The sequence below is a fragment of the Shimia aestuarii genome (assembly GCF_022814865.1).
In the GTDB taxonomy this organism is placed as follows: Bacteria; Pseudomonadota; Alphaproteobacteria; order Rhodobacterales; family Rhodobacteraceae; genus Shimia; species Shimia aestuarii_A.
Genome location: NZ_JAKVRD010000014.1, coordinates 24850 through 40819 on the forward strand (window position 1 = coordinate 24850; position 15970 = coordinate 40819).

Consider the following 15970-nt stretch of genomic DNA (forward strand, 5'->3'; position numbering starts at 1 on the left):
CTTGCTTGCCCAACTGGATTTGGGGGGCTGAACGCTGCGGAGCTGCTACCACTCGTCGATGGCACAATACGAAATCAGGAGAATCGGTGGCGCAATCCTGCATTCAGATTGCAGGCTCCCACGCAGCACAAATGCTGGTATATTGGGCTGAAAATTCAAGTGCTTCACATCAAACGCGCGATGTTGAAGATTCAATGTTCTAAACGGAACCGATGCATGAGCGATACAATCCACAACCCAGACCGTTTTATGGTCGATCTTCGACAGATCCTGTCACAAGGGAGGAAGAGGATCGGCTTGCTCGTCGGCGCCGGTGCTCCGGTTTCAGTTCGAGTGAACGAGGAGGGCAAACTTGACCAAAGTGGCAATCCCCTCATCCCCGATGTGGCAGGCATAACCAAAACGGTTCTTGACCAGCTCGAAGAAGCCGACCGCGCCTGTGTCGATACCCTCCTCCCAGAACTTGGACCGAACCCGAATATCGAAACTATTCTGACTCGCATCAGGCGTCTCGCACAGGCGATTGGGGCTGCCAAGGTTCATGGTCTTGCCGGACCTGAATACGAAAAGCTTGCCGAGCGAATTTGCGAGAAGATTGGCGCGATTGTCGCCGCCCCGCTGCCAGAAGAGCCAAATCCGTTCACCGAATTGGTGTCGTGGATCGGCGGCACGCACCGAGAGCATCCAATAGAGATATTTACACCCAACTACGATCTCCTGATCGAAGAGGCTTTCGAACGCGCGCGTCTTCCGTATTTCGACGGATTCACGGGAGCGCATCGCCCCTTTTTCGATCCGACAACCATTACTGACGATAAACTTCCGCCGCGTTGGTCTCGCGTCTGGAAAATCCACGGGTCGCTGGGCTGGAACGTTATCGGTGATGGCATCGTCCGCACCGGCGAAAGGAAAGCAACAACTCTCATTTATCCTGACCATCTCAAATATGATCACATCGCGAGACAGCCATATTCTGCGCTCTTTGAGCGTCTTCGGAAGTTCCTTACAACCCCCGACAGCCTACTCTTATGCACCGGATTTTCGTTTTTTGATGCTCACATCACCTCGGTGATCGACGAAGCTTTGGCGGCGAACTCGCATACGGCGGTGCTGGCGTTCCAATACAAGACGCTCGCTGACGAACCATCTGCGGTGGAGGTGGCTCTGCGTCGCCCAAATCTGAGCGTATACGCAAGCGACGGTGCCGTAATCTTCGGTGTTTCCGGTCGCTGGCAGCCCGGGCAACCACCTACGGAAGAGTGGGCTTCGATTCGTCGTACGTTTTGGAACGCGGATGGAGCGGGCGGCAAAGGGCAGTTCATTCTAGGCGACTTCGCCAAGCTTTCTCGCTTCTTTGCTAGTGCCCATGCCATCGAGTTGAGGCCAGCGAGCGAAAGTGCGGTAGCCGCGCCAGATGCAGTCGTCACAACACCAGCTGCTGCACCTGTCGATGTGCCGGATGGGGGCGGTGATGCTCAGCCGTGATCCAACCTATCTGGGCACCGTAGCTTCCGTCTCCGGTTCGTCTGTAAGTGTTCACATCGCGCAGTCGGTAGCATCGGGCCTATCGGTGATTGAAGGGCGCACGTACAGGATCGGCCAAGTGGGTAGCTTCGTGCGCATCCCACAGGGTTATCAAGACCTCTTCGGCGTCGTATCGGAAGTTGGCGCAAAGGCTGCACCGACCTCAACAGACGAGGTCGATACCGATACCGGGCGCTCGATGCAGGTTCAGCTTGTGGGAGAGGCAATTGGCGGCGTGTTTGAACGCGGTATCAGCCAGTATCCAAACATCGGTGACACCGTTCATATCACGACTGAAAGTAGCCTGGCGCGTATCTACGGGACCAACGAATTTGGACATGTTGTCATCGGGTCTCTTTCCAGCGCTGAGAGCATTCCGGCCAGGGTTAGCCTAGATGAACTGATTACGCGGCATTCTGCGGTCTTGGGTTCCACGGGCTCAGGAAAGTCCACTACAATCGCGAGCCTGTTGCGTTCCATCACAAGCCCTCAACAGGACGAACAAAGCTACCCGAGCGCTCGGATTCTCATGCTTGATATCCATGGAGAATATTCAGGCGCTCTTGCCGATGTAGCGACCGTATTCTCTGTGGACCCACAACCTGGCGAAGAGAAGCTGTATATCCCTTATTGGGCGCTAGACTCCTCCGATCTCTTGGATTTTCTAACTGGCGGCGTGGAGGGTCCGCGCGAGACAGCTTTCACGGACAAAATCTTCGATCTGAAGGTCAAAGCGCATGAGGCAAATCCATTCCCGGGTGTAGAGAAAACCTCCATCACGGTGGATACGCCACTTCCATTCAGCCTAAAGAAGCTATGGCACGATCTCATTGATTTTGAGGTCGCGACATTCGAAGGCACTCAACGAGATCAATCAACAAAGCAGGATGATGGAGATGCTGATAATCTGATCCCTCCCAAGTACAAGCCCCACGCAATGGGTGCTCAGGGGCCGTTTCTTAATCAGCAAGCACACGGAATCCGCAGGCAGCTCAATTTGCTTCGCTCACGTTTGTTGGATCGACGCTACGATTTTCTTCTCCATCCAGGACCTTGGGAGCCTGCGCTTGATGGAACAATAGCGAACGATCTCGACATACTTCTTGCAGGTTGGCTGGGCGGAGAAAAGCCGATTACAATTCTCGATCTATCCGGCGTTCCAAGCGCGGTGCTTGAGCGGCTCGTAGGTTCGATTTTGAAGATCGTTTATGAGTCTCTGTACTGGAGCCGAGAGAAATCCGAGGGCGGAAAATGGCGACCACTGCTTCTGGTGATGGAAGAAGCGCATCGGTATCTCTCATCAGAAGGTGAGAAGCTTGCGCTCGAAACGGCAAAGAAGATTGCTAAGGAAGGGCGCAAATACGGTGTCGGCTCGATGGTGATCAGCCAAAGACCATCCGAGGTCGATGAGACGATCCTTTCGCAGTGTGGGACTTACTTCGCCCTGCGCCTGTCCAATCCTACAGACCGCCAGCGTGTTCAGGGCACGTTACCGGACGGCTTGGTTTCCCTGCTTGATGTTCTCCCTGTGTTGAGAACAGGTGAAGCCATTGTGATGGGCGAGGCCGCTAAGCTCCCAATGCGCTGCCGAATTACCCTGCCTGATGAAAAGAACAGGCCGAGAAGTGCTGATCCCAAAGTCGCCAAGGAGTGGTCGCTTCCACGCCGCGCGGAAGGGTATGATCGGGTGATAGCCTCCTGGCGTGCCCAAAGGCCTCGTGCGACGGTCAATCCCGTGACAATCACGCGTGCACCAGTGACGGATGAATCAAAGGACGATTGAGGGAGGAATTAATGGAAAGATATTCTGTAGCATCTTCAAATATTGCATCAATCGGATACGACGAGCCGTCTCAAACTCTGGAAGTGGAATTTCTAAACGGGTCGATCTATCAGTACTACAATGTACCTATAAACATATACGATCAACTAATGAACGATCCCTCGAAGGGCCGCTTCCTGAATACCTACATAAAGAACGCCTACCCGTATTCGCGGGTGGGTTAAACTGAAGCATATGCGGCCTTTATCCGGTCTACTAGAAAACAGAAGACACCTCCAGATACCGACAAAAAGCATTGGCAAGTTGCATCTGACGAGGGGTCTTGCACTCAGCCTCGAATACATCGGGCGATGCGATCAGGATCGCGACGCATTGGGCGCGTGATATCGCGACGTTGAATCGGTTGGCACTGTAAAGAAACTCCATGCCGCGCGGCGCATCCGCATGGCTCGACGTTGCCATCGAGTAGATCGCCACGGGTGCTTCCTGGCCTTGGAACTTGTCCACTGTGCCGACGCGCGCGTTCGGCAGTCGCTGTTGAATCTCGAAGACCTGTGCGTTGTACGGCGTTATGATAAGGATGTCTTCAAGCCTGAGTGCATGTTCCTCGCCGTCACGATCAATCCAGCTTGGCTTGCTGCCCAGAATACCCTTCACGAGCTTGGCGATGGCGTCTGCCTCCTCGATAGAGAAGCTCTTATTGCCGCTATGGGGCACTTGCAGATAGCGAAGCCCGCTGCCGCTAATCGGGCCTTCCGAGATGATCGTTTGTTGCGCACATTCATTCTTCGCGTGAAGTTTTCCATCGTAGAAGAGCTCGGAATTGAAGGAACAGATTTCGGGGTGAAGACGCCATGTCTGCTCTAGAAAGAGGCCTTGGTCGGCACTGATCGTGTGTTCGTCGCCCAGAATGTGCTGGAGGGATGAGGCATCTGTGCCGTCTGGGTGAGAGCCTTGACTTGGTTGGTCGAGTTGCTGCGGATCGCCGAGCAGGATCAACGTATTCGCGGCTTGCGATACGGCGACGACATTGGCCAGTGACATCTGCGCAGCTTCATCGACAACCAAGACATCGAGCGTTTGGCTCGCATCCTCGCGCGCCCACAAGAAACTCGTTCCTCCCGCCACCTGGCAGCGCCGTGAACCGAGCGCCGAGAAGACGTCATCGTTGCTCTTGGCGAAGACAAGGCGCTCCTGGTCTGACTCACGCTCGCCGGGTTTTTGGATGCAAGTGAGATTGGTGCCCATTTCGATGGATGCTTTGACAACGCCGTCCAGCAGATTTCGGATGACCTTGTGAGAGTTGGCCGTGATACCGACCTTGAGGCCACGTTCGACCAACCGGCAAATCATCCGCGCGCCGGTGAAGGTTTTTCCAGTTCCGGGTGGACCCTGGATAGGCAGAACTCCTCCGTCCAAATTGTCGGCAATGCGAAGGGCGCTTTCCAGCGCCACTTCGTTCTCCTTTCGGATCGGCTCGCCACTTATTCGCGGCTTTTCTCGCAAGAGTAGAGCGCGAGCCGCAAGAAACGGCCCGTCGCCCTCAATGCCGTGACCGGAAACATGTTCGGCGATCCGAAAGATCGCGTTTGCCTGCTCTTTACCTGGAAAGTTCTCGAAGGCGTAAACGGCCTCAGGATGAATGTCTGCGGTCTTGCCCATCTTCTTAATATCGACGGTGCGCTCATCCGCGTTGATGGTAACCACGCTGCCGAATGTTTCACCGCCAGCTGATCTCAAGCTCTCACCGCCGCGAAGGTCAGAATCCTGTTGAATGAAGCGATAACGATCAGTCGGGATGCCTTTTGCCGACTGGTCAATGGTTGCGACATAGCTGATGTTCGACAAGGCCGCGCGCTCATCGATGAGTTCTTCTGGCGTAAGACCTGCCAGCCGGAAGTATTCCCACCAAGTGGATTTTTCTTCGCGCCAATGCCATTCGAGCAGATAGGCGAGCACCCAGCGCGCTTGCTGCTCCGGTGTTCGCTCTTCAATGTCTACCGGCACATCGGCTGTCAGGCGTTCAATCAGAGCTTGTATCGCCAGTTGGCGCTCGCTCAGTTCTTCTTGTTCTTGCCCCTCTGGAGCAACCGGTCGCGGCACATCAGTGCCTTGGTCGATGAGTTCTTGCCGCCTTGCCTCCAGCCATTCCTGCAAGGCAATCGTCGAGGCGCAATCATCTTCATTGTAGCCTTGGACGGTGTTCCGATCTTCTTGGCTGATCGAGTCCGGCTCGCCGAGTTCAAGCCCGGCCTGAAGGCTGGCCAGAGCCAAGTTGGCATCTGGCAGGCCGGTCTGACGCTCAAAACCGTAGATCGGCTCAAGCTTCTTGATCGAGTAACTTTCCACGCCAGCGCACACGGCGTTGCGCACCACGCCGTAGAGATCGACAAGCACGTGTCCGCGCAGGAAGTTATCGATCTCATTCTCTCGGCTGGCATAGCGTCCCATCAAACGCTTCAGAGCGCCCGGCTCGTAAGGCGCGTAGTGGTAGACGTGAAGGTCAGGATAGGTCTTGCGGCGTGCGCTCACGAAATCAACGAAGCGCTCAAAGATTGCTTTTTCTGCATCACGGTCAAACGCCCAATCTGCTGTGTGGGTCCAGTTCCCGTCATCGTCTCGGTAGGTGTATCCGAAGAGGTATTCGAGGCCGTGCTCTCCAACAAAGGCATCGCTCTCAATGTCGAAGTAGATGTCGCCTTCGGATGGCTCGGGCAGAAGGCAAAGACCGGTTTCGGGTACGACCGGCAGGGTTTCGTATTTGAGCTCACCTGCTTCACGGGACTCGATCTGGATGCGAGCTTGCTCGCGTACTTTCTCGAACGAAAGCGGGGAACCGCGTTGCGGTCTCCAGGGCATTGGCACTGGCATGGCGGCAAGCGCCGCCGCCGTTGTGATGCCATGCTCCTGAAGCTCGCTCGTCTGGTTCTTACTGATCCCGGCGACAAGGCAGAGATGATCGTCTTCGCGCCGTCTTTTCTCGCAGCGTTCACGCCAGCGGCAAATGTCGCAATGCTCCTTTGGCTCGGGGTAGTGCGAGGGCGGTGCATCGTCCAGGGTCGCGTATTCGATGGCTGCCTTGGCTCTCCTAAAATAGGCCGCGTAGTCGGCATAACGGAATTGCTGCGGCACGAAGTTCGACCAGGGAGCAACAACGTAGACGAACTCAGGCGGGGTCCCCTGCGCTCTGTGCAGCAAATCGGCATAGAGGCAAAGCTGGAGGACGGAGCCTGCTTTGGCCTCGCGCGCAAGTTTCGTGTCGATGATCTCGTACGACCAGGCCCCAAGATCGCTGGGCGTTTCGACGCGGCGAAGGATGTCGGCGCGTCCAGACCAGCGCTCGTGACGAAGAGCGGCCTGTATGATGATATCGGCCCCACTTTTCATCGCTTCCAAAGTTTCGGATACTGCGCCATTGGTGATGTCCACGCCATCAATGACGACGCTCGCAAGCCCTTGATCCGCCAAGTGCTGCACATATTCTTGCTCATGGCGATGGCCGCGTTCTCGAAGAATCTCCAGAAGCGGGTCCCAGACATTCGGCTTTTCAAGCGCACCGGAAACGACACTAAGATCGAGTTCCGTTAGATGGCTGCAACTCAAATGGCCCACGAGGTCAGAAGCACTTAGCTGTATTGCATCGGTAATTCTCTTCATGGTGCGATCAATATCCGTCACAAATTCGGGTCGAGCTTAGCCCAAGGTGAACTCGTTCACCGTAGCACCATTTTGACCAAGATGAGTACAACACCTCCTACCAAGCATTCCAAAGCGGATCGAACACCTTTTCAGGATGATAGTGTCCAACAATGCACTCTGGTGCGACATCAGTCCAGATCGACAATGCTGACCCGCTCCATGGTGAGAGCACTTCAGTCTCGATCTGTTCGACGAGACCGGCAAAGAGATATTCCAGCATCATCCCCGCGAACTCCTCGAGCGTACCATCTCGAATTTGATCCATCGGGATATCACAAACAAACATAGTTGGCCGACCGATCCTACTGAGGACTTTCTTTGCAGTCATCGTACCTGCAACCCTGATGGCAAGACAGTAGAGGTATTCGCTGCCGTAGACGAGATAGTGTCCTGCTGACCCGTCTTCAGTATACAAGCTGTCTTCTCGAGCAGCAAAGTAAAGGTGGCCTTCTCGCGTGTCTTCTCCGACCTCCTCAATCGCCGCCTCTAGCCTGGTCTCCGACACGCCGCGAAACTGACCGTTCAAAAAAAGATAGCGAACCTTATCCTGAGCTTCTTCGGGCCGAAGAACCCGAAGCCCGCGCTCGTAGTAGGGAGTCAGATCATCTGTACGAGTTGCGTGTCCTGCCCGGAAATAGCCATACGCTTCCCTCAACCTTGCGCCGAGAAGCGCCTTGATGTCACTCGGTTCTCCGGAAACCATCTCGATTATGTCATCCAGCCACCCAAGATCATCCGAAGCAAGATACTTCGGCGGTGCTGCGCAGAATGCTGAAAGTACCTCGTCAGTTACTTGGTCGCTGAGGATGCGCCAAACGGCATCGCGCCAGGTATCCGGCATACTGAACGACAGGACGTCGGATGGAAGTGTAGCTCTATCATGAGGATTCGCCGAAATCTGACGCCCCTCGAACGCGGGGTGCATTGTGCCCCAGTCTTTCTTTGTCTTGTACATCGTCAATTGATGCCTGCTTGACCGCTTCTGCCTATATGTTATTGTAATAAACCCAACGCCGAGTAGCCAGACTTGGATCGCTATGTGTGCTTGTAGCGGGACCTGTTCTGCTGCAGCAATCGACTGCGTTGTCCATCGTCGTGCATTCGTGCGCTCACCGTGCAAATAGAGGACTCAGTTTCGATTGTCCGACGGGTTTGCTAGCTTGGCACTCATGCATATAGACAACTTCGACCGCACGGAATGGATCAAACGGCTGACGGCTTGTCTCCACGACCTAGAAGCAGCGCAGCAGCCGTTTCTACAATGGTACTTCACTCCCAGTGGTTACCCTCGGATCCTTCGGAACGGTCGGGACGAAACGCCATATCCCAGCGAAGCACTTGGAAAACTCTATGATGATGCCCTGTTTGAGGCTCGTTTTCGAAAGACCGAAAAATTCAAGAAGCTGAAAGCTGCGCTGGACCCCGTCCGTGGAGTCTTGCGAGACCATCCAACGTTGGCACGCGCTATGGGCAGAGACCTCAAACGCGACGAATTCCAGGTCGGAATTCTGAATCACACCTCAATGACAACACTCAGTCAGCTGATTGTCGGCCTTATGGAGTATCAAGACGAAGGGACCACGGAACCTTTCCGCAAACCAGCATCGGACTTGAGCACACTCTTGGAACTCTCATTGGTGCAAGCCGAAGCGGAAAAAGCCGAATCCCTTGGAACGGCGATCGATGTAGCAGTGTACTGCGGGGCATGCTTTGAGGACGAAGTCGAACTCGGGGAATAATATGCGCTGCTCCCGTTCGAACAACTTGCTGACTACGTTGACATGGGCTGGCTGAAAGCGGTTGCGGCGGAACAAGTGAGCTGGCGGCGAATGGAGCAGGTTTTTGGTATCGTGCGGCGTTTTCCCTGGAAGCCCAGCGTCGGGAACCTGCACTTTCCCCCTGAACCACAAACAAGGAATCCACCGCCGCTGTTCCATCGCTGGGCGGCCGAGTTTGCCAATCTGCTATCAGTAGTGATGAGCTATCGTGTGTCGTGGCTCGCAACATTCGAAGGGTGCATTCCACGCCGCGCAGCAAAGCTCCTAGGCTCCCATCACGACGCCGCTCAAACGCACAAAGGCCGCTCAATCAGCCACCTGTTCTCTCCTTTTGACAGAACCGATTTCGTTGGAGCTGACCAGATCACGTTGGTCAAACAGCTATTTTCCAAACGGCGCAACACAGAGTATCCGGAAATGGCCGCCATCATTCAAAGGCTCGCCGAAGCGCATAGACGCGACGGACGTTTTGCACTGGAGGACCGGGTTCTGGACTTAGCGATCGTGTTTGAGCGCTTATTCAAGCCTCGAGGACGGTCAATTGGTAGAGAACTCGAAAAATCCACGGCTGAGTTGCTAGCAGTCACTGACGACGAGAAAAATTCGATCAGGGAACAATTGAGACGGTTCTACAAGGTTCGATCCGCCATCATTCATGGTCCGAGCGATGAAAGGAGCAGACGTCTCATCAGTCAGTCCGAGAAGGCCTGGCAGGGGTGCGAACCAATTGCGCGTGCGGCACTATTGAAGAAAATCAGTTGAACCGAAAGTGGCGCGAACTGATTGGCGATAAGCCGCTGCCTTGTCTCGCAATCTGATTGAGTAAACCGCGGCAAAGCCAATCCGCTGCTCTGTTTGGGCTGGTCCGTAAACAGATTGGATCGCCAACTTCGCTTTAGGCCAACAGAAGAAGAGCCCGTCAAAAAAACGAGCTATCCAGCGTCCTGATTTTCTTCGTCGTTCTCGCGTCCACCGGCGAGAAACCAGAAGTGGGGTGGCAATGGTAGGCGGTGGTGACGGCAGGCCGTTAGAAAGAGCGGGATCAGTCCGCGTGAGACGGCCTGCGTTTTCAAGACAGCGTCGTGATCTTCCGCAATACCGTCCGCCTCTTCCGATATCGACGGCGTGCTGCCATCAAGCTCGGGCGTGCCAACTGGTACCGCATAGCCGATGCTGTCACCTTGGATCCACATGACATCGTCCGTCTCCTCACTAGGTGCCCAGAGCTGCTGCGTCGTATGGCTCAGGTGGTCACTTTCAACCTGCGTCAGGAACTCGCTGCTGTCATTTGCGCCGAGACGCTGGAGGCCGGCTATCAAGAAAGGAATAAGGACGCTCCCACGGGTCGAACGTTGGAAGTACTCGTCCCCATGATCAACGGGATGCCGGAGCAGCTGCCGGTAGTCCCGGAAATGCGTCGGCCAGTGTCGCCGACGACCATACCGGTACGCTAGGCGCTCGCTGACTTCTTGAAGGTAGCCATCCACGTTCGACAGTCGGCCGCAACCTTGTGCGAGGAGCATTAGAAGGCCGATTTCAATCTGATGATCATCGCGCATTGGCGAAACCAAGGTCGGATTCGCGTTGATCATTCCGATCGCTATGTCGACAATGCCGTCGCGCTTTTTGAGATGAATGGTTTGCTCTTCTCCGTCACTAAAGCACCCGATATAGTGGTGCCATAGTCCTAGCAGTGCAGCACGGCCCATCGTCTCGAACAATGCCAGGTTCACATCAAGGGCCGAACGGGATCTGACACTCGCGGAGAGCGCATGGCGTTTCGGGGCATGAGGACCGATTTTCTCGACTACCAGCTTCTCCGCGACGGCGAGATACAGACCAAGCACGTGGTCAAGTATCTCTTCACGTACCTTCTTCTGCGCAGGATTTATGTCCTCGGAAACCTTGCGACGGGCATCCCAAGCATGCAGCATTGCCAACTCGCACGCGCGGTAAGGTGCATCGAGATTTCCGGCATCGAGACCATTACCTACAAGTATCCAAAGGCAAATCATCATCTGCCTCAGGCGTGTCGCGCCATGCGCCCCGTAGTCCATATTCTCGGAGAGCGCATCGAGGAGCGCCCGGAAGTTTTCGTAGGAGGCGTCCGGCTCACTGACCAACGCCACAGCCTTTTGAAAGTGGGCTCGATGAGCCGGTTCGAGAAGTTCAGTTCGCAGAATGCCCGACAAAATTAGGTTGGCGAGCCGATCACCGTTCCACTCTCGAAACGAGATCTGGTCCGTACCTTCCTTGGCGGCAAAGCCCTTCCACTGGGCTCGGACGCCTTCCTGGATCTCACCGCCCATGCAAACACACACCGCTATGGGTAGATCACGGTATTGAGGCGGCACCCGGTTGGGTATGTAGTCATCAACCACCTCTCCCAAAGAAGGGCGCACTGCCTGCAGTGATCCGTCCCAATCTCCTCGGCCAATATCACCAGACTTAATGACGAAGAGGTGCAAGGTATTGCGATCGCCCGCATCCGGATCTGGCCCAACCGCTGCAACGTCCACTCCAGCCTGTCGTCCGCCGATACGAGGATGGTGGATCACCTCAAATCCCATCTCGCTGAGTAACTGCGGCAAAAGAACATCAAGGACACCGCGCTCCTTCATGCCAAACAGGTGCTGGCGCACGAGCAGTTTCATGATCCGGCCCTCACTTCATGGCGTAAGACCTCCAGGACGTGTTCCAAACCAACCGGATCGAAGATGAGCCCCTTCGGCAGTTCGGAACTGACAGACAACTCGGCCATATGGGTCGTTTGAGAATGTCGACGGCCCTGGCCGTCGGTCACACGAAAGCTTGAGCGATCTCCGTACAGGAGATGCTGGGTCGTGACCAAGTCCGCGAAAATCGACTGCGAATGAGCCTGCTCTTGAACCCGCTCCGCCTCCTCTGCCTCCATAAAGTGGAGCTGTGCCCGGCGATGAGTGGACGGCTCAAGCTCCACAATCTCGCCGGCTGCGACGATGTCGTCGTGCAATAGCCGAGCACGGTCCAACACGTCCTGAATGGCTTCTTGACCAGGTGCACCTTCTTTTGCTGTGCGTTCAAGCCAATTACGCAGCGCACCACCATAGTTCACGAGAAGCGGTTCATAGAGCAGATCTGCTGCTTGTGTCGTAGCTTCAGGATTTCCTCCGCGGAGCACAGCGACGATCCATGAGGCTGCCGTCATCGGGGACAGGAACAGAAAACCAATAGCTTTCCGACAGAGGAAGAGTTGATCAGGAGCGCTTTTCGGCAGATCCTCAGGCGTGACTTGCACGCAGGGCTCAGTTCGGTTGATCTCGGAAAAGAGAGAAGCCAGTGTTTGACGTGCGTGGTAGCCACCTTCAAGAAGCCATGAGGTTGCCAATCGGCCCGATGTACGAGGATCGCCATTCTCTACAGCGTGGAAGAAGCCGTCCATTTCCTTCGTACCGATACGTCCGGCTGCGCGCTCAATGATATCCCCTGCCGCTGAGGCGGCATCCTCAGGGTGCGATGCCCATAGTTTCGTGAGCGCGCGGTCGATCTCCTTCACCGTGCCGGCATTCTCAGGGTTTACCGACCGAATTCCAAGGAGGCAGGCTTCATACTCCTCCCTTGTCATCTTTGACTGATGCCAATGGAGCGCAGTTGCCAGCAGATGCACAGCTGTAGGGTCATTTGACGCCGAGAGCTGAACCAAGGCACTGGCGAGGGAGGAGCGATCTAGGCCTTCGTGCTTGTCTGCGACCGCTAGTGCAGCATGCAAAAGGCCGGCAACGTCTTGTAGCGTGGCCTCTTCGACGAATTCCAGGATTAACGCAAGCGCATGTTGTGCCTGCTCTCGGTCGAGCGGCAGGCGCGACAATGCCAGAATGCCAGCTGTCCTCTCTGCATCGCTGGATCTTGCAGACTGCATGGCATCGTCCGGATCTCCTTTCGCTTCCAAAGCAAAAACGAGGTGATGCAGCGCATCTTCATCGCCGTTCCGTGCAGCCTTGATCACGGCGTTGGCGCGGGTCTGATCGGCAGCGCACCATTTTCGAAACGCGGCATTGGGCTGATTGGCCGCCAGATCGTCTCCACCCTTCTCTACCAGGCGGCGGACAAGCCCCATGATCTGAGGTGGTTGGGACCGCAGTTTTGGAATGACCTCGTCGAGAATGATCTGAACGTCGAAGAAGCGTGAACCAGAAAGGCTATCCAAGAGGTCTTCATCATCAGCCGAAATCAGGACATTGCGGCGTGACGCGCCTACCGCAAGCGCCGTCATCAAGGCTTCGTCACTGTAGTCACCGATGCCAAGGCTCGCTGCGGCCGTGACTGGACCCTTGCTTTGGGCCAGGCGCTCGATTTCTTCTGGTGTCACTGCCTTCGATGTCATGGGCGTCAGTCCGAAAGGAGACGGAGATTTCTTCGCATTGGAAACAAATTGGTTTGATGCGGGGATGGCAATTCTCGGATTTTCGATCCTCTAAAGGAATGCTCTGTACTCATTCATGATCGTTGCAACCTGGAGAAGACCCTGTGCCTCCAACTTGTGGATCAGCGCAGGAACATCGATCGCAGGGTTCGCAAACCGTTCACGCATACGCCTCAACGCGAGGATCGCTTCTGAAGGGTCGAGTTCGATCGTGTCGGCGATGAAGTCGTCTGCTGAGATCGCGTCGATAGCATGCGGCGAAAGCGCTTCGGCTGGGAAATCCGCGAGGTTGTCGGTCACGATGACTTGTGCCGATGTCGAAATCGCTGCTGCCAAAACATGGTTGTCGCCTGGATCCGGCAGCTTGAGCTTATCCTCGAACACCTCGTATCCTGTAACGAGGGACTCTGGGAATGCAGCTTCAATCGCCGCACGCTGTCTCGATCCGTCTGTCGCACCCTTCGTGATCTCGGAGATCGCCTTCTGGGTCTCATCAAGGATGCGCACGTTCCACCGCGGCCGGAACAGTCCAGCCTCGGCTAGACTGAGCAGCATGTTGCGGCGCAAGGCACCGCCAAGCACACAGGCGTCGATCAGCGCTGTGAACCGATCGGCATACTGGCTCATATGAGCGCTTCTTCGGAATCGGTTCGCGCGAGATCACTCAGAGCGTCCGACCGCGTCGCGTCGCGCTTTTCTTTGTACGCGAAGAGATCGTTCGCGCGCACGCGGCGGTGGCGCCCGGTTTTTGTGAACGGGATCTCGCCCTCTTCCAAAAGCTTCACGAGGAAAGGGCGCGACACGTTCAGCAAATCGGCGGCCTGCTGGGTCGTGAGTTCAGAGCCGACGGGAATCATGCGAAACCCACGCCCACTCGAGACAAGCCTCAATACCTCTAGAAGTGATGCCGCCAGTGCAGGTGCAAGCGTTACGTTCTGGACCTTCCCTCCCTCGAGAGCGAGCGACAAGGTTGTGGGCTCGCCTTCCTTGATCTGCGAGGCGACGATGGTTCTGAGTTGCTCGGCGTTCTTGATCTCAACCTCATCAGGCAGTCGGTCGAAGAACGCCTCTTTCCTCAGGGCGGTCATGATGTGCTCCTGGGTTCGTGTTCTGGTTTGAACAGAACATAGGCGTTAATCGAATCAATCGCAATCCTCGAAATATTCGAAATCGATTGATGCTCCCTTAACTCTTCGCGGCCGAACTCGGTTCCGGATCACCTGCAATCATGCCGGCATCCTCCAGCTGTTCCCGATCCGGCAGGTCCTGAAGCGACTCCAGATCGAACGCCATGAGGAACTGATCTGTCGTCACGTAGGTGTAGGGCGCGCCGCGCCGTGGGGATCGTGGTCCCGTGCCGATGAGACCGTGTGCATGCAGCCGCCCGATCAGGTCTCGGCTAATCTCCTTGCCGAAGATGTCTTTGAGTCCGTCGCGGGTGAGCGGCTGGTGATAGGCGATGGCCGCCAGCACGGCGACCTCGTACTCGCGCAGATCGAGATCCTGCTCGCCCACATCGGCGGCTGCCCGGATCGCCGGCGCATAGGTCGACCGCGTCCGCAGCAGCCATCCGCCAGCGACCTGCGCAACTTCAAAAGCCCTCCCCTCTAGGTCGGCGGCAAGGTCCTCGACCAGCAGATCGACCGACACCCCCTGCCCCACCACGCGCGCCAGGTCGTCTCGCGGCACAGGGGAGGCAGAGGCGAAAAGCACCGCCTCTATCCGGCGCAACCATTCGCGCCAGCGCAGTTCCGGCGGCAGGTCTTCCAGCTCTCGATCAAGGTCGGGTTCGTCCTTCGCCACCGCTACACTCCGTAAAGCCGGAACGTGTCCCGACCCGTTAGCTCGCACACTGCGCCAAGCTCGACCAGCCGGTCGCATAGCCGCCGCGCCGCGCGGTCGGGCAGTGGCAGGGCAGCAGGCGCCACCGCGTCGCTGGTCAGGAAAATCGCGACCGCCTCCCCGGCCCCCTTGGCGCGCAGCTTGGGGGCCACCGCTTCCAGCCGCCCTGCACGGCGTGTCAGATCAGTGGCCAGTCGCGCGGCCTCGACACTTGAACGGGTCACCGCGCGGTGACAGGCCAGCCGCAATTCATTGCCCGTCGCCCGTAAATCAGCGCGCTTCAAGCCACCCCCAAAGAGCGGCACCAGATGCGACCAGCCCAAAGCCTGCGCCAGCGCCGCGTCAGCCAGTAGCAACGCCGCCGAGGTCGCGCGCGGTATGTCGGCCAGAACCGCCTCGATCACACAAGCGGCGCGATCCACCGGCCCGTCCTGCTCTCCGTCTAGCCATGTGGCGATCCGCTCCGGCGCAATCTCCGGCAAGGCACGGGACAGGCTTTCCACCGAAACAAGCCGCTCCACCGCACGCCGCCAGGCGAGGCAGGTTTCACCGGTCGGTCCGGGTAGATCGCCGGGCCGCAACAGGTGCACCGCATCGCGCAACTCCGCTTCCCGCTCCGGTCGTCCAGAGAACGCGACACAAGCCGCAGCCGCGCTCAGTGCCAAACGGTCCCGCAACAAAGCTTGGGGCACCTCCGCGCGTCCGAGCACAACATGCAGATGGTTCAGCGCCGCGCCCGACAAAAACGCAACATCTTCAAGGGTTTCAGCGCGTGCAGAGGTGACCCAGGCAGGCATCCGGGGTAACGTGTCGAGGTCGCTGATGTGATCTAGCCGGGCGAAAGTCATGCCTGAAGCCTACATCAGCGCGGCGCTTTTTGCCATAAAATAGCAACCAAACCGCCCCGCATTGCTGTTCTACACTATGTCCAATAAGTTTGCA

Annotated in this window: 13 protein-coding genes; 5 read left to right on the forward strand and 8 right to left on the reverse strand. The window is 56.5% G+C overall.

Features of this window, described 5'->3' with window-relative positions; genetic code table 11:
• The first annotated feature begins 216 nt into the window (after positions 1–216).
• From MK745_RS13640 to MK745_RS13650, 3 genes are read left to right on the forward strand one after another with little or no spacing between them, the layout of a single operon-like run.
• Complete coding sequence (locus MK745_RS13640; protein WP_243613859.1) at positions 217–1485, forward strand: SIR2 family protein; 1269 nt, start codon at positions 217–219, stop codon at positions 1483–1485.
• Positions 1472–3307, forward strand: coding sequence for an ATP-binding protein (locus MK745_RS13645; protein ID WP_243613860.1), 1836 nt, complete (start codon positions 1472–1474; stop codon positions 3305–3307). The genes MK745_RS13640 and MK745_RS13645 overlap by 14 nt, the downstream gene beginning before the upstream one ends.
• A gap of 11 nt (positions 3308–3318) precedes the next feature.
• Positions 3319–3531: a KTSC domain-containing protein gene (locus MK745_RS13650; RefSeq protein ID WP_243613861.1), complete on the forward strand. Its 213-nt coding sequence runs from the start codon at positions 3319–3321 to the stop codon at positions 3529–3531.
• A gap of 31 nt (positions 3532–3562) precedes the next feature.
• Here the strand turns inward: MK745_RS13650 and MK745_RS13655 are convergent, their stop codons facing one another.
• Both MK745_RS13655 and MK745_RS13660 read right to left on the reverse strand, forming a co-directional pair.
• Complete coding sequence (locus tag MK745_RS13655) at positions 3563–6964, reverse strand: TM0106 family RecB-like putative nuclease (RefSeq protein WP_243613862.1); 3402 nt, start codon at positions 6962–6964, stop codon at positions 3563–3565.
• Positions 6965–7061: 97 nt separating this feature from the next.
• Positions 7062–7967 carry a hypothetical protein gene (locus MK745_RS13660; protein WP_243613863.1) on the reverse strand — a complete coding sequence of 302 codons (906 nt, stop codon included), beginning with the start codon at positions 7965–7967 and terminating at the stop codon, positions 7062–7064.
• A gap of 199 nt (positions 7968–8166) precedes the next feature.
• Here MK745_RS13660 and MK745_RS13665 point away from each other — a divergent pair, with 199 nt between their 5' ends.
• Positions 8167–8745, forward strand: coding sequence for a hypothetical protein (locus MK745_RS13665; protein WP_243613864.1), 579 nt, complete (start codon positions 8167–8169; stop codon positions 8743–8745).
• A 42-nt stretch (positions 8746–8787) separates the two neighbouring features.
• On the forward strand, positions 8788–9546 hold the full coding sequence (locus tag MK745_RS13670; RefSeq protein ID WP_243613865.1) for a HEPN domain-containing protein: 759 nt from the start codon (positions 8788–8790) through the stop codon (positions 9544–9546).
• A gap of 170 nt (positions 9547–9716) precedes the next feature.
• Here MK745_RS13670 and MK745_RS13675 read toward each other — a convergent pair whose 3' ends face one another.
• The 6 genes from MK745_RS13675 to MK745_RS13700 all read right to left on the reverse strand — a co-directional run bounded on the left by MK745_RS13675 (position 9717) and on the right by MK745_RS13700 (position 15876).
• Entirely contained in the window at positions 9717–11438 is a 1722-nt protein-coding gene (locus tag MK745_RS13675; protein ID WP_243613866.1) for a hypothetical protein, read from the reverse strand.
• Positions 11435–13147 carry a hypothetical protein gene (locus MK745_RS13680; RefSeq protein WP_243613867.1) on the reverse strand — a complete coding sequence of 571 codons (1713 nt, stop codon included), beginning with the start codon at positions 13145–13147 and terminating at the stop codon, positions 11435–11437. The genes MK745_RS13675 and MK745_RS13680 overlap by 4 nt, the downstream gene beginning before the upstream one ends.
• 90 nt (positions 13148–13237) lie before the next feature.
• Complete coding sequence (locus MK745_RS13685; protein WP_243613868.1) at positions 13238–13813, reverse strand: PIN domain-containing protein; 576 nt, start codon at positions 13811–13813, stop codon at positions 13238–13240.
• Positions 13810–14274 carry a helix-turn-helix domain-containing protein gene (locus tag MK745_RS13690; RefSeq protein WP_243613869.1) on the reverse strand — a complete coding sequence of 155 codons (465 nt, stop codon included), beginning with the start codon at positions 14272–14274 and terminating at the stop codon, positions 13810–13812. Before MK745_RS13690 ends, MK745_RS13685 begins: the two co-directional genes overlap by 4 nt.
• 97 nt (positions 14275–14371) lie before the next feature.
• Positions 14372–14989 (reverse strand): SMC-Scp complex subunit ScpB, encoded by a 618-nt coding sequence (gene scpB / locus MK745_RS13695; protein ID WP_243613870.1) that lies wholly within the window; start codon positions 14987–14989, stop codon positions 14372–14374.
• A gap of 2 nt (positions 14990–14991) precedes the next feature.
• Positions 14992–15876, reverse strand: coding sequence for a DUF1403 family protein (locus tag MK745_RS13700; protein ID WP_243613871.1), 885 nt, complete (start codon positions 15874–15876; stop codon positions 14992–14994).
• Positions 15877–15970: the final 94 nt, after the last annotated feature.